This is a genomic window from Streptomyces sp. NPDC045678 (assembly GCF_056432085.1).
This window is the reverse complement of the sequence record NZ_JBWKJS010000003.1, coordinates 673,425-687,607: the sequence shown is the minus strand read 5'-3', so window position 1 is coordinate 687,607 and position 14,183 is coordinate 673,425. Positions and strand designations below refer to the sequence as shown.

At 68.9% G+C, this 14,183-nt stretch carries 11 protein-coding genes and 1 pseudogene; 3 read left to right on the top strand and 9 right to left on the bottom strand.

What is annotated here, in order from left to right:
* The first annotated feature begins 11 nt into the window (after nucleotides 1–11).
* On the top strand, nucleotides 12–356 hold the full coding sequence (locus tag AC07DO_RS14135) for an ASCH domain-containing protein (protein WP_479059504.1): 345 nt from the start codon (nucleotides 12–14) through the stop codon (nucleotides 354–356).
* Nucleotides 357–487: 131 nt separating this feature from the next.
* Here AC07DO_RS14135 and AC07DO_RS14130 read toward each other — a convergent pair whose 3' ends face one another.
* The 7 genes and pseudogenes from AC07DO_RS14130 to ssd form a co-directional block, all read right to left on the bottom strand.
* Complete coding sequence (locus AC07DO_RS14130; RefSeq protein ID WP_479059502.1) at nucleotides 488–778, bottom strand: hypothetical protein; 291 nt, start codon at nucleotides 776–778, stop codon at nucleotides 488–490.
* Between the two features lie 78 nt (nucleotides 779–856).
* Nucleotides 857–1,258, bottom strand: coding sequence for a hypothetical protein (locus AC07DO_RS14125; protein ID WP_479059500.1), 402 nt, complete (start codon nucleotides 1,256–1,258; stop codon nucleotides 857–859).
* Complete coding sequence (locus AC07DO_RS14120) at nucleotides 1,258–3,777, bottom strand: hypothetical protein (RefSeq protein WP_479059498.1); 2,520 nt, start codon at nucleotides 3,775–3,777, stop codon at nucleotides 1,258–1,260. The genes AC07DO_RS14125 and AC07DO_RS14120 overlap by 1 nt, the downstream gene beginning before the upstream one ends.
* A complete protein-coding gene (locus AC07DO_RS14115) occupies nucleotides 3,774–5,621 on the bottom strand; it encodes a hypothetical protein (protein WP_479059496.1) in 1,848 nt (615 codons plus the stop codon). The genes AC07DO_RS14120 and AC07DO_RS14115 overlap by 4 nt, the downstream gene beginning before the upstream one ends.
* Nucleotides 5,622–5,713: 92 nt before the next feature.
* Complete coding sequence (locus tag AC07DO_RS14110; RefSeq protein WP_479059494.1) at nucleotides 5,714–7,183, bottom strand: site-specific integrase; 1,470 nt, start codon at nucleotides 7,181–7,183, stop codon at nucleotides 5,714–5,716.
* A gap of 105 nt (nucleotides 7,184–7,288) precedes the next feature.
* Nucleotides 7,289–8,023: pseudogene (locus AC07DO_RS14105) on the bottom strand (ATPase, T2SS/T4P/T4SS family); the annotation flags it as partial.
* Nucleotides 8,020–9,132 carry a septum site-determining protein Ssd gene (ssd, locus tag AC07DO_RS14100; RefSeq protein WP_479059492.1) on the bottom strand — a complete coding sequence of 371 codons (1,113 nt, stop codon included), beginning with the start codon at nucleotides 9,130–9,132 and terminating at the stop codon, nucleotides 8,020–8,022. The gene ssd and the pseudogene AC07DO_RS14105, both read right to left, overlap by 4 nt.
* 533 nt (nucleotides 9,133–9,665) lie before the next feature.
* Between ssd and AC07DO_RS14095 the strand changes: the two genes are divergently transcribed.
* Complete coding sequence (locus AC07DO_RS14095) at nucleotides 9,666–10,490, top strand: HAD family hydrolase (protein ID WP_479059490.1); 825 nt, start codon at nucleotides 9,666–9,668, stop codon at nucleotides 10,488–10,490.
* 377 nt (nucleotides 10,491–10,867) lie between these two features.
* On the opposite strand, the gene AC07DO_RS14090 is transcribed toward AC07DO_RS14095, so the two are convergent.
* Nucleotides 10,868–11,683: a Fic family protein gene (locus AC07DO_RS14090; protein WP_479059489.1), complete on the bottom strand. Its 816-nt coding sequence runs from the start codon at nucleotides 11,681–11,683 to the stop codon at nucleotides 10,868–10,870.
* A 101-nt stretch (nucleotides 11,684–11,784) separates the two neighbouring features.
* On the opposite strand from AC07DO_RS14090, the gene AC07DO_RS14085 reads away from it, so the two are divergent.
* Nucleotides 11,785–12,765: an ATP-binding protein gene (locus AC07DO_RS14085; RefSeq protein WP_479059488.1), complete on the top strand. Its 981-nt coding sequence runs from the start codon at nucleotides 11,785–11,787 to the stop codon at nucleotides 12,763–12,765.
* 22 nt (nucleotides 12,766–12,787) lie between these two features.
* Here AC07DO_RS14085 and AC07DO_RS14080 read toward each other — a convergent pair whose 3' ends face one another.
* On the bottom strand, nucleotides 12,788–14,059 hold the full coding sequence (locus AC07DO_RS14080) for a polysaccharide deacetylase family protein (RefSeq protein WP_479059486.1): 1,272 nt from the start codon (nucleotides 14,057–14,059) through the stop codon (nucleotides 12,788–12,790).
* Between the last annotated feature and the right edge of the window lie 124 nt (nucleotides 14,060–14,183).

The window sequence follows — 14,183 nt, the reverse complement described above, 5'->3', positions numbered from 1 at the left end:
AGGAGACCGTGATGGCCGAGCACACGCTCAACATCCGCAAGCCCTACTTCGACCTGATCGCCAGCGGCGCCAAAACCATCGAGGTCCGCGTCGGCTATCCCAAGATCCGCAAGATCACGGCCGGGGACCTCCTGCGGATCAGCTGCGGCGACGACACCCTCACCCGCCGCGTCACCGACGTGAAGGAGTACGACTCCTTCAACGCCATGCTGGAGACGGAGGACGCGGCCGCGATCGGCGGCCCGGACATGACCCACGACCAGCTCACCGCCGCGATCCGCGACATCTACCCACCCGAGAAAGAAGCCCTCGGCGTCTTCGCCCTCCACCTCACCCCCGCCCAGACCGACGGCTGAGCGGTCTGTCCCCCCTTCCTCGAGGAAGGGGGACGTACCAGTGAACGTACTCAGTCGCGTACGACTCTGGCGTGCACCATCGCGTACGAATCTCTGTGCTCAGCCGCCTGTTCGAGCCGCTCGGTCCTGCTTCAACTACCTGTTCCAGGACGGGAAAGCCCGCGAAGGTGGCGGGCCTGCGACTCGGCCACCTCTGCGGACGAGGTGCCCAGAACCTTCTCCAGGGTGTCGGCGTGATGGCAGATGGCCGCGCTGTATGCCTCTGCGGCCGGGTGGAGGTCGAAGAAGTCCGCGATGGCATCGGCAGTGGTCTCGTCACAGCCGTCGAAGAACCGCTCCAGTTCCCGCAGCAGCCGGGCGAGGGACGCCGCCTGCTGGCCATCGAGAGTGATGGTCGGGGGCGGGCTGGGCTCAGGGGGCATGTCGCGTCCCGGTTCTGTGCGGTTGGGCGGGCAGGGCTTCGAGGACGTCGCTTCGGTCACCGCCGTCAGGCTGCCGCATCAGCCCTCCTGGGCCGGGATTGAGGCCAGCCGACGGCTGGTGCCGAGCTTCTTCTTCAGTCCGAGATTCTCCGCGTAGAGGTTCGCGGCAACCGTGGCCAGAGCGTCGATCTTGCCTTGGACTTCACTGACTTGCTTCTTCGCTTCCCGCAGTTGCTTGCGGAGGTCGGCGATCGTCTCGTCCCTCTGAACCTCGCCGGGGGTGCGCAGGACCGGGCGGGCGACCTTGGTGTCCCACTCGGCCAGGATGGCCTCGGCCCGGTGGACGGTCGCGTGGCTGACCTTGGCCTCGCGAGCGAGGTTCTCCTTGGTCAGGGCCCCGTCGGTGTGCAGGGGCTCTCCGGCCAGCAGCCGGGCCATGGCTTCCCGCAGCTTCGTCTCGGTCGCGGCGGACACCGGCATCAGGCGGCTCCCTCTTCTCGTAGTGCGCGGGTGATGCGATGGACGTCGTCGAGCCGGATCAGGACGGCTTCGCGGCGGGGCGGCGCCATGCGGGGTTCTTTCGCCATAGCGGTCAGGTCCTCCTCTTCGGCGACCCAAATCGGCGCGTGGGCCCGGGTGATCACCGAGTTGCGGCAGCGGTCAGGCTGGCAGGCCCCGATCAGCGGGGCCCGGCCCCGCTGATCCTCTGGCAACTCGTTTTGGCATTCGGCCTGCGGGGCGTCGAACAGGCAGTGGTTCAAGGTGCCCAAGTGCAGTTCGGGAAACTCCGAGGCCAGCAGGGAGGCTTGAAGACGCTCGTCGGCAATCTGGGCCCGCAGCTCGGAGTCGCTGTCGACCGCGGCGATGACCTTGTCCAGGCCGGCATGCAGCCGGGCTGCCCCGGGGCCGACCGCGACCACGTCGCCGCTGCGGCGGGCCTTGAGCAGTTCGACCAGTCTGAGGGCCGCCGCGTGCTCCAGCTGATCGTCGAACTCCTTGATCCAGGAGGCGTCCATCCGCCCGTATGCCTGGGTCGTCCGGTTCGACATCGCCCGGCGTGCGGCGTGCTTGAGCTGCAGCCCAAGAGCGATCTCGGAGTCCGGCTCCCGGCTGGTGATCAGGGACATCGTCTTGCGGAACATGTGCGGGCGCACGTGTGCCTGCGGAATCTTCGCCAGCCCGAAGCGGTCGCCGGTGGCATTGACCCGGTCCATGAAGTAGTCGATCTCGTCGCCCGCGATGATGCCGGGGCGTCCCTTGTAGCTCGTCTCGCCCCGCGTCGGGGGCTCCAGGGTGGCGAACAGGTGGGTCGGGTGCCAGGAGACCTTCTCAGCGACGGCGATCGCCTCAGCGACCGGCTCGATGATCCACCAGAACCGCTCCGGCCGGGTCGGCTCCTTCTTGGTCTTGCGGGACTTCACGGCGGGCGAGCCGAAGTGGCTGCCCACCGCTTCCCGGGTGATCTCCTGGACCTCCGAGTCGCGCATCATGCTCAACGCCGTGATGAAGACGTAGCAGGATGCCCGCAACATCCGCAGTTCTTCGCCCAGTTCATCATGGGTGATCCGGGTCCGCCAGGGTCCCGTGCTGCCGTCCCCTCGCGTGACCTGGGCCGCGCCGGAGGTCTGAAGCGGCAACAGCCGATAGCCCCGGCTTCCGCGCTGCCCGACAGCCTGGCATTGGCCAGCGGCCACCGCCGCCTCGACCACCCGTCGACGCTCGTGTCCGGCCGCCGTCATGCCGAAGCGGTGGCCATAACGCGGGAGGCCCCAGATCATCCGTGCCAAGGTGCCCAGCATCGGCGTCCCGGCATCACCCTGATCGTCGTCCTCGGCCCGGACCGGCACCAGGTTGGCCGGGTCGGACAGCCACTTCTTCATGTCGTCGTCGAGTGTGCCCCGGGTGGGGTGGGCGCCGTTGGGGCGGTAACGGCCTCCCGCGGTGAGCCGGCCGACCTCACGGGGTCCAACCGTCCAGCCGCGGCCCTGCTCGACGGCGGCAAGAACGCTGGCTCTGCGGGCCTCGACACGGTCGTGGTGGACGCCCGGGCGGATCGCGAACAGGAAACGGTTCTGCCCGTGGGAGATCATCTGGCTCAGGGTCGTCCAGATCGGGGAGCCTGCCGGTGCCTGCCGGAACGGCTTCTCGTGCAGGGGGACAAGGTTGGCCGGGTCAGTCAGCCAGGCCGCGACCATCGCGTCCGCCTCGTCCGCGCTCATCGGGGTTCTGCGTTTGCGGGGCGGCTTTGTTCCTTTGCCCAGAGTCTCGGCCCGCTCCTCGAACTCCGTCTTCCACCGCAGGATGTCCGGGGCGAAGGTGTGGATATAGGTCCAGGCTGCCCGCAGCAAGGGCCACCAGGTCTCGGGCGGGATGGCCGTGGTGGACAGCCCGTCGTTGACGGGAGTGGCGTCCGCCTCGGCCTCCTTCACCACGTGCAGAGCGGGACGCCCCTCCCAGGGGTCCTCGAACGCGCTCATCCCAGTGATCACCGAAGTGAGCTGCCGCAGCCGCCGCACTGCCGCGATGTCGCCGGTCAGGGTCTTGGGCTCAACTGTCTTCAGACGCTCGGCGATCAGTGCCTGCCAGTGCTCTGTCTCCCATCGTCCGAAGTCCTCGGGCCAGTTGTGTTCCCGGGCCATCCGCAAGGCGATCCGCAGCTTCCGGCAGTCCGCCACCACCGAGAGGAACGGCGCCGGCTCCGCGAGGAGGTAGACGGATGCCTGCCGCAGCCGCGCATGGGTCGGGTTCAGCAGTGAGAACGCGAACTCCCGCAGCTGCAGTGACGCCAGCGCGTCGTCCGTGGGGAAGTAGAGCGTCCAGTCCGAGCGGCTGAAGTTGGCCCGTCTGCCGATGCAGTCGCCCGACCAGGCAACGAGGTCTCCGAAGACGGGAACCTTCACTCCTGCCAGCAGCTGGTAGCCGGTGCCGAAGACGGGTTCGTCGTCACCGAACCGCTCCGAGGCCAAGGCGGTGGGGGCAAGAGCGGGGCGGGCCGTCATCGGTCAAACTCCGTTCGTTGGCCCAGGGGGAGGTCCAGTCGCAGGCCCAGTTCGTCGATCTCCCGGCGGGCGGCCGGGATGAGTTCGCCGCACTCGGCGAAGATCTTGTTCAGGGCGGCGGCCTGCCGCCCCCAGACGGCTTGCCAGCGGGGCGGGTCCAGGGCGGCCCGCATCCGTTCGATGTGGTCCGCCAGCATCAGCAGCCGCGGCAGCTGGGAGGTGAACACCACCGCATTGCGGCAGAGCATGCACATCGCCGGGGCAACATGGCAGACCTTGCCCCGGGCGCTGTGCGGCGAGTCGTAAGGATCGCGGCAGTTCACCAGCCCCATGTCCAGCTCACCCGCCAGCATCGCCTTGGCCTGCGACGCCTCAAGGCCGAGATCGGCTGCGACCTCGGCGTCCTCCAGCCGCTTCTCGGCTTCCTCGGCAACCAGGACAGGGCTTTGGATCGTGCGACCGAAAACCCATTCCTGGGCCCGGTTGACTGCCCGGCCAGCCAGGATGTGCGCGGTCGTGCCGTGGGCGTAGTGATTGCGATAGACCTCGACGTGGTGGTCATCACCGGCCAGGTCGGACACCGTTCCGCCCAGGACCGTGGCCCGTACGACTTTCGCGGTCTTGCGCAGGCGGCGTGCGTCATGCGGCTCGGATATCTCCAGCAACTTGCCCGCCGCATCACGCTGTTGCGCGATCCAGTGGGTGAAGCGGCGATCCGTCCGCTTGAACGAGCAGACCCCGGCCCTGAGTGAGCCGTCCTTGGCCTCGCGGGTCACTTCCAGCATCAGCCACGGGTCCACGTCGGCGAACACTTCCCGGCTCAGCTCTGTGGCTGCCAGCAGGCGCCTGAACAGGCCCGGGACGTCCCAGGCGCCCGCTCCGGCGAAGTACTCACCGGCGGCAGTCGCGGGATGAAGATCTGCGCGGATCCGCTCGGCCCGGAACTTGCTCTGGACTACCCGCAGGCCACCATCGGTGACTTCCAGATCGCCGAGCTTCAGGTCGTTCAGTTCCTCGGGCGTGGTGTCAGCCATGCCCAGGAGCATCAGGACCCGGAAGGGGTGAAGATCCATGTCGTCGGGAAACAGCAGCCGCCCGACGCCCCGGCCCAGCTGCCGGATGCCGGGGCGGCGGGACTTGCCGTCCGGGGACGGCTCAAGCATCACGTCATGCAACGGCTGCGGCCACCACTTGGGGTGCGCGGGCAGATTCGCCGTCAGCGCCGCCGAGTTGAGCAGTCCGAACCGGGCCGCCCAGACCAGGTTCTCCAGCTTCCTCCAGCTGTCCTGCCGGGGATCGACACCGGCTTCCAGCAGTTCCCGTCCCCAGGCCAGACGCTCCTCCATCGCCCGAATCGCCGCCCGGGAGGCGTCCCGCAGCGCGATCCGCTCGGCGTTGGAGAACTCGTCCAGCGGCTCTTCCGGCGGCTTGCGGAAGGCGGGACGGGCCTGCGCTCGCAGCCGCAGGCTCTCCGGCACCGCCCCGTCCCAGGCCGCCCGGTTCGCGATCAGCGCCAGCACCGAGGTTGCACGATCGTAGGAGTTGCCCGATTCCGCCCCGCTCTCCTCGCGCATGGCGGCCTCCCACGCGTAGAGGACAGCGACGAGATCGACCGCATCCCCGTCCAGCCGGACCTTCTGCGGGTCCAGGCCGAGCGTGGGCAGGTGCTTGTCGACGAACCGGGCGAGGTTCCTCACTCCGTGGGCATAGCTCTGGCCGCCACTGCGCAGAGCCGTGCCCCGCGCCAGTTTCAGCCACTCATCGGCGAGTTGGGCCACCAGCACCGAGCACCGATAGGCCCCCGGGTCCAGCGTGACCGTCTTCTCCCGGCCCCGTTCGGGCACCAGGAGACTACGGATCCCGATCTGCCCCGGCGACGACGGCGGGGCCGGGGCGGCCGCCCGCGTACGGACCTTGCGTTCTCCCCGCCGGGCCATCAGCCCGCCTCCCTGTCCACCAGCGCCGACGCATAGTCCGCGTAAGTCCTGTCCTGGTTGTTCCACTCTTCAATTGCCTTGTTGACCAGCGCATTTGTGTCCCGGATGTAGCGCAGATACCGCATCGTGGACTTTGGGCTCCGGTGTCCCAGCAACCGTTGCAAGATCAGCAATGGGTTCCTGGAGATGTGATCGGCCAGGAACGCGCCATGGCCGCCCTCACGCAGTCGCTCGGCCTCCTCCTGCACCACCAGCTGCGTCAGCATCTGCAGCATGTAGATCGCGAAGGTGTGCCTGGTGTCGTGGATCTTGATCTGCGCGGGCATGACCACGTCACACGCGTACTCCTCGATGATTCGCAGCGTGCGCACGAGCGCCTCGTCGAAGATCTGCTCCCACCGCGTCTTGGTCGGCATCCGCCCACCCCGGCCGACGAACAACGCCATCGGCTCCAGGCCCTGGTCGCCCTCGAACACCGCCCGGCGCCGGGTCTCGGCCGGTATGGCCTCGATGCGGAACGTGCGACGGCGTCCGTTGAGCATCCCGGTCAGCTTCCTGCGACGCAGGTCGATGTCCGAGACTACGAACAGCTCATCCCGCCGCCGGGCAAGCGCCTTGGCGGACGCCCGGACCATCGCGGCCCGCTCCGTGCGCCGATACATGTCGATCTCGCGCAGCGTCATGTCCTGGACCGTGACCACCCGCGGAATCCCGAACTTCGCGATCGCCTGCAGCGGCACCTCGGCCGGTGAGCCATCCCGCCGCGGTGAGGGCACCTCGATGTCGAAGAGGCAGCTGAACTCCCGTAGCCGCATCCCAGTCGTGATCGCCAGCTCCCCACCGGCACTGTTCCGCAGCGGGGACTGGCCACGAAACGCCGGGTCGACACGGTCATTTGGCAGCAGACCACGCAGCCCGACCAGCTTGAAGAAGCGCCACTGGCGGAAGGTCAGGTGCCGCACGTCCAGCTCGCTCGTCGCACCCCAGGACAGGACGTCCCGGCCGTTGCTGCGGCGGTGATACGGCCGCTCCGCCAGCAGCTTCGTCCTCGGATCCGTCGCCCAGGTGTAGAAGTTGTTGATCGTCGCCCGGCGGCGCTTCCAGGTCGCCGGCATGTCCGGCGACTCTCGCAGCTCGGTGCAGTCCTCGCGGTAGGCCAGCAGGTCGTCCTCAGTGGCGGACAACAGGTCAGTCGGCGGATCCAGCTCTTCCAGGAAATCCACCAAGTCCATGGCGTCGTAGGCGTAGTCCTGCATCGACTTCGCCTTCACCGTCTTCGCCAACTCCAGGAAGAAGCCGCACAACGGCTCCGACGGCCGCATGTCCTGCCCGAGGAAGAACGGCGTACCCTCCTTCACCGCCCCGGGCCGCTGTACGTACGCCAGCGCCGCCGACGCATCGAGCGGGACCCCCGGAATCGGCTCGTAGTAGCGGCGCACCTTCTCGTACGACACAAAGAAGTAGTCCAACTGCCCCTCCCCTGAGACATGTAGAGATCACTGAACCTAACAAGGGCCTCGCTGATCTCGTACGCCTCAGAAGCAACTGTGAGACAACTAGCAATACTTGGCCTAACCCGCCCCTTCCTGGTTGGCGGGCCTGGATTCCAGGCGCACCACGTGCGGGTGGTCGGGTTTCAGCTCCGCCGAGTCCTCGGCCAGCACGATTCGCTCCCTCGAGCCCACCAGGCTCAGCAGCGCGCTCAGCAGGGTCGTCTTGCCGGTGCCGGTGCCGCCGCTGATCAGGAAGGAGAGGCGGGCGTCGAGCAGGGACCGCAGGATCACCTCGCCACCCGGTGGGATCGTCCCTGCCTCGACTAGTTCCGTGAGCGTGAAGGCCTTGGTGCGTACGACCCGCAGGGAGAGGCACGTCGAGCCGACCGCCACCGGTGGCAGGACGGCGTGCAGGCGGGTGCCGTCCGGCAGGTGCGCGTCGACCCAGGGGCGTGCGTCGTCGAGGCGGCGGCCCGCCACGGCCGCGAGGCGCTGCGCGAGCCTGCGCAGTGCGGCGGCGTCCCGGAACGTGATGTCCGTGAGCTCCAGGCCGCCGCCCCGGTCCACCCACACCCGGTCGGGCGCGGAGACCAGCACGTCGGTCACGGAGGCGTCCGTGAGCAGGGGCTCCAGAGGGCCCGCACCGACCAGCTCCGAGCGCAGTTGATCCGCCGCTCCGAGGATCTCCGTGTCACCGAGCACACGCCCCTGGGCCCGCAGCGCCTCGGCGACCCGGGCGGGGGTCGGCTCCGTGCCGCTCTCCGCGAGCCACTGCCGCACCCCGTCCAACATCCGGGCCCCCACCACGGCGCTCATACGCCTCCTCCCACGGCGTCGACCGGCAGTCGGCCCCAGAGGGCGGAGCAGAACCGTGCGAGCGGCCCGCGTGCCACTCCGCCCGGCGGTGTTCCCGAAGCCTGCTGCGCCGCCAGGCCCGCCTCCCAGGGCACCTCCCCGGCCAGCGGAAGCCCGAGGAGCCCCGCGACCTCCTCCGAGTCGAGCCCGCCGGGCGCCGGACCCCGCGCCACGACCACCCGCAGGTCCCGCAGTGCCATGCCCGCAGCGGAAGCCACCCGGCGGGCACCCGCCACGGCGCGCAGCTCCGCGGGCACCACGAGCAGCCCCAGATCCACCTGGGCCATGGCTTCGGCGACCGTCTCGTCGACCCGGCGCGGCAGGTCCACGACCACCGCGCCGCCCCGCCTGCGGGCCGCCGACACGACGGCCCGCACCGCTTCGGGGGCGACCGCGACGGCCTCACCCCGGTCCCAGCTCAGAACCCGCAACGCGTGCATGTGCGGCAGGGACTCCTCCAGCGCGCCGCCGCCGACCCTGCCCCGCGAGGCGGCGAAGGCCGGCCAGCGGAGCCCTTCGGCGTGCTCGGCGCCGAGGACGACGTCCAGGCCGCCGCCCAGCGGGTCCGCGTCGACGAGCATCGTGCGCCGCCCCTCACGGGCCGCCGTGACCGCGAGGGCGCAGGCCAGAGTGGAGGCTCCGGCGCCTCCTCGGCCGCCGATGACCCCGACGGTGAGCGCTGGGCACCCCACGCCCTCTGCCACATCGGCGATGCGGTCCACGAGCCACTGCTCGCCGTCCGGCAGGACCAGCACGTGGTCGGCGCCGATCTCCACCGCCCGCTGCCAGACACCGGGATCGTCCTGATCCCGCCCAACCAGCACGACGCCACGCCGTCGCACCGCTCCGCGCACCCGGTCCGCCGCGTCGTCCCCGACCAGAACGAGCGGAGCCGCGTCCCAACTCCCCCGGCGCTCGGGCCCCCCGTGATGGACCTCCGGCAGCGCCCCCGCCGCGGCGCACAGCCGCAGCAGGTCATCCAGCAGCTCCACGTCCTCCGTGACGATCAGCGGTCCGCCCCGCCGACCCTCGGCCTGCGCGGCCACGTCACTCGAAAAGACTCCGCCCACGATCCCCGTCCCCCTCTTGGCACATGACTCCTGTGAATGCCGCGCTCGTCATCCCGCGAAGAACCGGCAAAGCAATCCGGCCATGAACTTCGCGAGTGGAACGGGCGGAATCAGCGTGCGACGGCGCCGCAAAACATGTGGATCTTGGTCAATAACTGTGGACAAGACGGCGCCTGTGAATAACCCCATCACCCATACCGGTGACATCCCGCAGGCCTTCGCCGCGACTTCCACAGAGCAGCACTGCGACTACACACAGTGACGACCCTTGGGTAGAGCGCGGGACGGTCGAGAAGGCGACGAGAACGGCTCAAGGGCCGGAGGAGGATCAGCGGAGGGTTCAAAAACCCATCCGGACATGCGACGACCCCCGCCGGGGGGGAGAGCGGGGGTCGTCCCCACGGTCCGACTCGGGGGGGGAGGAGCCAGACCGGGTTAGCACGGTCGCGAACGATCCGTGACTTCCATGGTGTACCCGAGAGCCTTCTCAGGCAAACCCACGCGCCTCAGCTTACGCCGAATGGTGGGCGCCTATGCTCGGCCTCGTGGAAAACCACTCCCTGCCCCGCACCGCCGCGTTCTTTGACCTGGACAAGACGGTCATTGCGAAGTCGAGCACTCTCACCTTCAGCAAGTCGTTCTACCAAGGCGGCCTGATCAACCGCAGAGCGGTACTGCGCACCGCGTACGCGCAGTTCGTGTTCCTCGCGGGCGGCGCCGACCACGACCAGATGGAACGGATGCGTTCCTACCTGTCCGCACTGTGCCGCGGCTGGAACGTGGAACAGGTCAAGGAGATCGTGGCCGAGACCCTGCACGACCTCATCGACCCGATCATTTACGACGAGGCGGCGTCCCTCATCGAGGAGCACCACACCGCGGGCCGCGACGTCGTCATCGTCTCCACGTCGGGCGCCGAGGTCGTCGAGCCGATCGGGGAACTCCTCGGAGCGGACCGCGTGGTGGCGACCCGCATGGTGGTCGGGGACGACGGCTGCTTCACGGGCGAGGTGGAGTACTACGCGTACGGCCCCACCAAGGCGGAGGCGGTCAAGGAGCTCGCACAGTCGGAGGGGTACGACCTCGACCGCTGTTACGCCTACAGCGACTCGGCGACCGATGTGCCGATGCTGGAGGCGGTCGGGCACCCCTTCGCGGTCAACCCGGACCGCGCACTGCGCCGCGAGGCGCTCACGCGCGCGTGGCCGATCCTCGACTTCCACCGTCCGGTGCGCCTGAAGCAGCGCATCCCCGCGCCGCCCCGGCCCGCACTCGTCGCAGCCGCCGCGGTGGGCGCCGCCGCGGCCACGGCGGGGCTCGTCTGGTTCGCCAGTCGGCGCCGCGCGACCGTGGACTGATCCCGCCCCGTAGACCCCTCAGCGCCAGGGCGGCACTCCCCAAATACAACCCGTCCGATTAGCACCTGTTTGAACCTAAAAGTAAAGAAGTGCGGCCAGGACTTCCGCTTACTCCAGGACAGGAGTACAAAGGAGTCAACGGCCCGCGAGACCAAGGACATCCGAGAGGATCACCTTTAAACGCAGTAAAGGCCCCACGGACCGAAGCATGAACATCGAGCACCCACGCGACGTCGACCCGTCGATTACGGGCCAGCCGCACCAGGTGACGGGCAACGTCCCGACCTGATGGGCAACATTTCGAGGACGCTTGGTAACCCGGTGAACATGCCAGCGGCGGTACGGATTCCGTACCGCCGCAACCCTTTTCGGGACCCTTACGCCGCGCCGCGCTGCAGCGCCTCGCAGACCGCCGTCGATTCCCTGACGCCGAGCTCGACCGCCTTGCCGCAGTGGGCGATCCAGGCGGCCATGCCTTCCGGCCTGCCGGACGCGTATCCGTCGAGGGCCGCCACGTAGGCCGCCCGCCCCAGCTCGCCGTACCCCGCCTCGGCCGGGCAGACCGACTTGGGGTCGAGGCCGCTGCCCACCAGGACGATACGTTCGGCCGCGCGGGCCACCAGGCCGTTGTGGGAGCCGAAGGGGCGGAGGCTGGCCAGTTCGCCGTGGACGACAGCCGCCGTCACCAGCGCGGGCGCCGAGCTGCCCGCGATGATCAGCTGCGAAAGCCCCTCCAGGCGGCCCGCCACCTCGTCCGCGTCCGGCACGGGAAGCTCGATCAACGGTTCGTCGACGGGCTCGCCGGCGAGTCGCGGACGGCCCGCACCCTCCGTGGAGTCGGCCGCGGCGACCAGGTGCAGACGCGCGAGCACCCGCAACGGCGACTGCCGCCAGATGGACAGGAGCTGGCCCGCCTCCGCCGTGAGCCGCAGCGCCGCGCCGACCGTGCGCCCCTCGCCATCACCGCTGAAGTCGGTGCGCCGACGCACCTCCTCGAGCGCCCAATCGGCACCGGAGAGCGCCGCCGAGCCCCGGGCGCCGCGCAGGGCGGCCTCGGAGGTGATCTCGTTGCTGCGGCGCCGCATGACCCGGTGTCCGTAGACCCGGTCCACGGCCTTGCGCACGGAGTCCACGGAGTCGGCCACGCCGGGGAGAGCCCCGAGGGTCGCGAGCGGATCGGCTGTCGTACTCATGAGTACGACCCTACGTACTTCCGGGCCCCGCTCCACGAAGGAGTGGTCTTCTTCACGCACATGCTCCACTCACCGTCAGCGAGCGACTACGCTACGTGGTTATGAAAATCGCTTTCGTAGGGAAGGGCGGCAGCGGCAAGACCACGCTGTCCTCGCTCTTCATCCGGCACCTCGCCGACACCGGTGCGCCCGTCATCGCGGTGGACGCCGACATCAACCAGCATCTCGGCCCCGCCCTGGGCCTCGACGAGACGGAGGCCGCCGACCTGCCCGCCCTGGGCGCGCGCCTGCCGCTGATCAAGGACTATCTGCGGGGCTCCAATCCGCGGATCGCCTCGGCGGACACGATGATCAAGACGACGCCGCCCGGCGAGGGCTCACGGCTCCTGCGGTTGCGCGAGGACAACCCCGTGTTCGACGCGTGCGCGCGGACCGTGGAACTCGACGACGCCGCCGTCCGTTTGATGGTCACCGGGCCGTTCACCGAAGCCGACCTCGGTGTCGCCTGCTACCACTCCAAGACGGGAGCGGTGGAGCTCTGCCTGAACCACCTCGTCGACGGCCGCGACGAGTATGCGGTCGTGGACATGACCGCAGGTTCGGACTCCTTCGCCTCCGGCATGTTCACCCGCTTCGACATGACGTTCCTCGTGGCCGAACCGACGAAGAAGGGCGTCTCCGTCTACCGCCAGTACAAGGAGTACGCCCGCGACTTCGGCGTGAGCCTCGCGGTCGTCGGCAACAAGGTGCAGGGCCAGGACGACATCGACTTCCTGCGCGAGCAGGTCGGTGACGACCTCCTGGCGACCGTCGGGCACTCGGACTGGGTGCGCGCCATGGAGAAGGGGCGCCCGCCGCGCTTCGAGCTCCTGGAGGAGGAGAACCGCCGCTCGCTGCGTGCGCTGCAGGCAGCGGTCGACGCCTCGTACGAACGCCGGGACTGGGAGCGGTACACGAGCCAGATGGTCCACTTCCACCTGAAGAACGCGCAGAGTTGGGGCAACGAACGGACGGGGGCCGATCTGGCGGCCCAGGTCGACCCCGCCTTCGTGCTCCGCGAGCGCATGGCCGCCACGGCCTGAGCCCGGGCCGGGACGCCGGGCGCTACCGCTTGTCCGCCGGAGCGCCCGGGACGCCCTTCGGGGCCGGTGCTGGCTGTGCGGAGAGGAACGCCGCCCAGCCCTCCTTCGGCGCCTTGCCGACCGGCAGCCCGGTCAGCTTCGCCAGCACCTTCGGATCCTGCGCGTCGAGCCAGTCCGCGAGCTGGCGGAAGGAGACGCAGCGCACCTCGCGCTTGGTGCAGACCGCCTCGATGGTCTCCTCGATGGCGCGCATGTACGTGCCGCCGTTCCAGGACTCGAAGTGGTTGCCGATGATCAGCGGTGCACGGTTGCCCTTGTAGGCGCGTCCGAAGCCCTGGAGCAGGCCGTCACGCATCTGGTCGCCCCAGTACTCGTGCTGGGAAGGGTCGCCGTGCGAGGTCGAACCTGACTGGTTGACCATGAAGTTGTAGTCCATGGTGAGCGTCTCGAACTTGCGGCCGGGGACCGGGACGAGCTGCATCGACAGGTCCCACAGCCCTTCCTTCTTCTTGGGCCAGACCTGGTTGTTGACGCCACTGGTGTCGTAGCGGAAGCCCAGTTCGCGGGCGGCACGCATGAAGTTCTTCTGGCCTTCGAGGCAGGGCGTGCGGGCGCCGATCAGTTCCTTGTCGTAGTCGAAGGGCAGGGGCCGCGCCTTCTTCGCGCCGGTGTTGGTCTTCCAGGCCTTCACGAAGGACTTGGCCTGAGTGATCTCGCTCTTCCAGTCCTCGACGGACCACTCGCCCACGCCGCCGCCGGTGCCGCAGAAGTGGCCGTTGAAGTGCGTGCCGATCTCGTTGCCCTCGAGCCAGGCGCCGCGGAGCTGGTCCACGGTGTCCTTGATTCCCTTGCGGTCGTTGAAGCCGATGTCCGAGCTGCCGGCCATGTGCTGCGGCGGCTTGTAGAGCTTCCGCTTCCCCTCGGGGAGCATGTACACGCCGCTGAGGAAGTACGTCATCGTCGCGTCGTTCCGCTTGGCGACCTTGCGGAAGTGCGAGAACAGCTTCTGGCTGTCCTCCCCCGCCCCGTCCCAGGAGAAGACGACGAACTGCGGGGGCTTCTGGCCCGGCTTCAGGCGGGCGGGTCTGGGCAGGTGCGGCTGTTTTCCGGTGAAGGCCGTGGAGCCGTCACCGATCATCCGGACGGCGTTCTTGGGGGCGTGAGCACCGGTGCCCTTCTTCGGGCCTTGCGTGCCTTCCTTCGCGCCGCTGCTGCCGTCGGCGCAGCCGGCCAACGCCGCTCCGCACGCCACGAGGGCGGTCAGGCTCGCGGTGATCCTCCGGGTGGCGGCCATGTTCCGCCCACCTACTTCCGTGCAAGTCGGGACATTTCCCACCGAACCTCGCACGGCATGTGGAATCTGATATTCCGACGAGCCGATTAAATTCTTTATTCACTCATCAGGGTGACTGATTGCA

Excerpts from the sequence above, each read along its gene's own strand:
- AC07DO_RS14135 (WP_479059504.1), top strand. The coding sequence starts at position 12 with ATGGCCGAGCACACGCTCAACATCCGCAAGCCCTACTTCGACCTGATC.
- AC07DO_RS14130 (WP_479059502.1), bottom strand. The coding sequence starts at position 778 with ATGCCCCCTGAGCCCAGCCCGCCCCCGACCATCACTCTCGATGGCCAG.
- AC07DO_RS14125 (WP_479059500.1), bottom strand. The coding sequence starts at position 1,258 with ATGCCGGTGTCCGCCGCGACCGAGACGAAGCTGCGGGAAGCCATGGCC.
- AC07DO_RS14120 (WP_479059498.1), bottom strand. The coding sequence starts at position 3,777 with ATGACGGCCCGCCCCGCTCTTGCCCCCACCGCCTTGGCCTCGGAGCGG.
- AC07DO_RS14095 (WP_479059490.1), top strand. The coding sequence starts at position 9,666 with ATGCTCGGCCTCGTGGAAAACCACTCCCTGCCCCGCACCGCCGCGTTC.
- AC07DO_RS14090 (WP_479059489.1), bottom strand. The coding sequence starts at position 11,683 with ATGAGTACGACAGCCGATCCGCTCGCGACCCTCGGGGCTCTCCCCGGC.
- AC07DO_RS14085 (WP_479059488.1), top strand. The coding sequence starts at position 11,785 with ATGAAAATCGCTTTCGTAGGGAAGGGCGGCAGCGGCAAGACCACGCTG.
- AC07DO_RS14080 (WP_479059486.1), bottom strand. The coding sequence starts at position 14,059 with ATGGCCGCCACCCGGAGGATCACCGCGAGCCTGACCGCCCTCGTGGCG.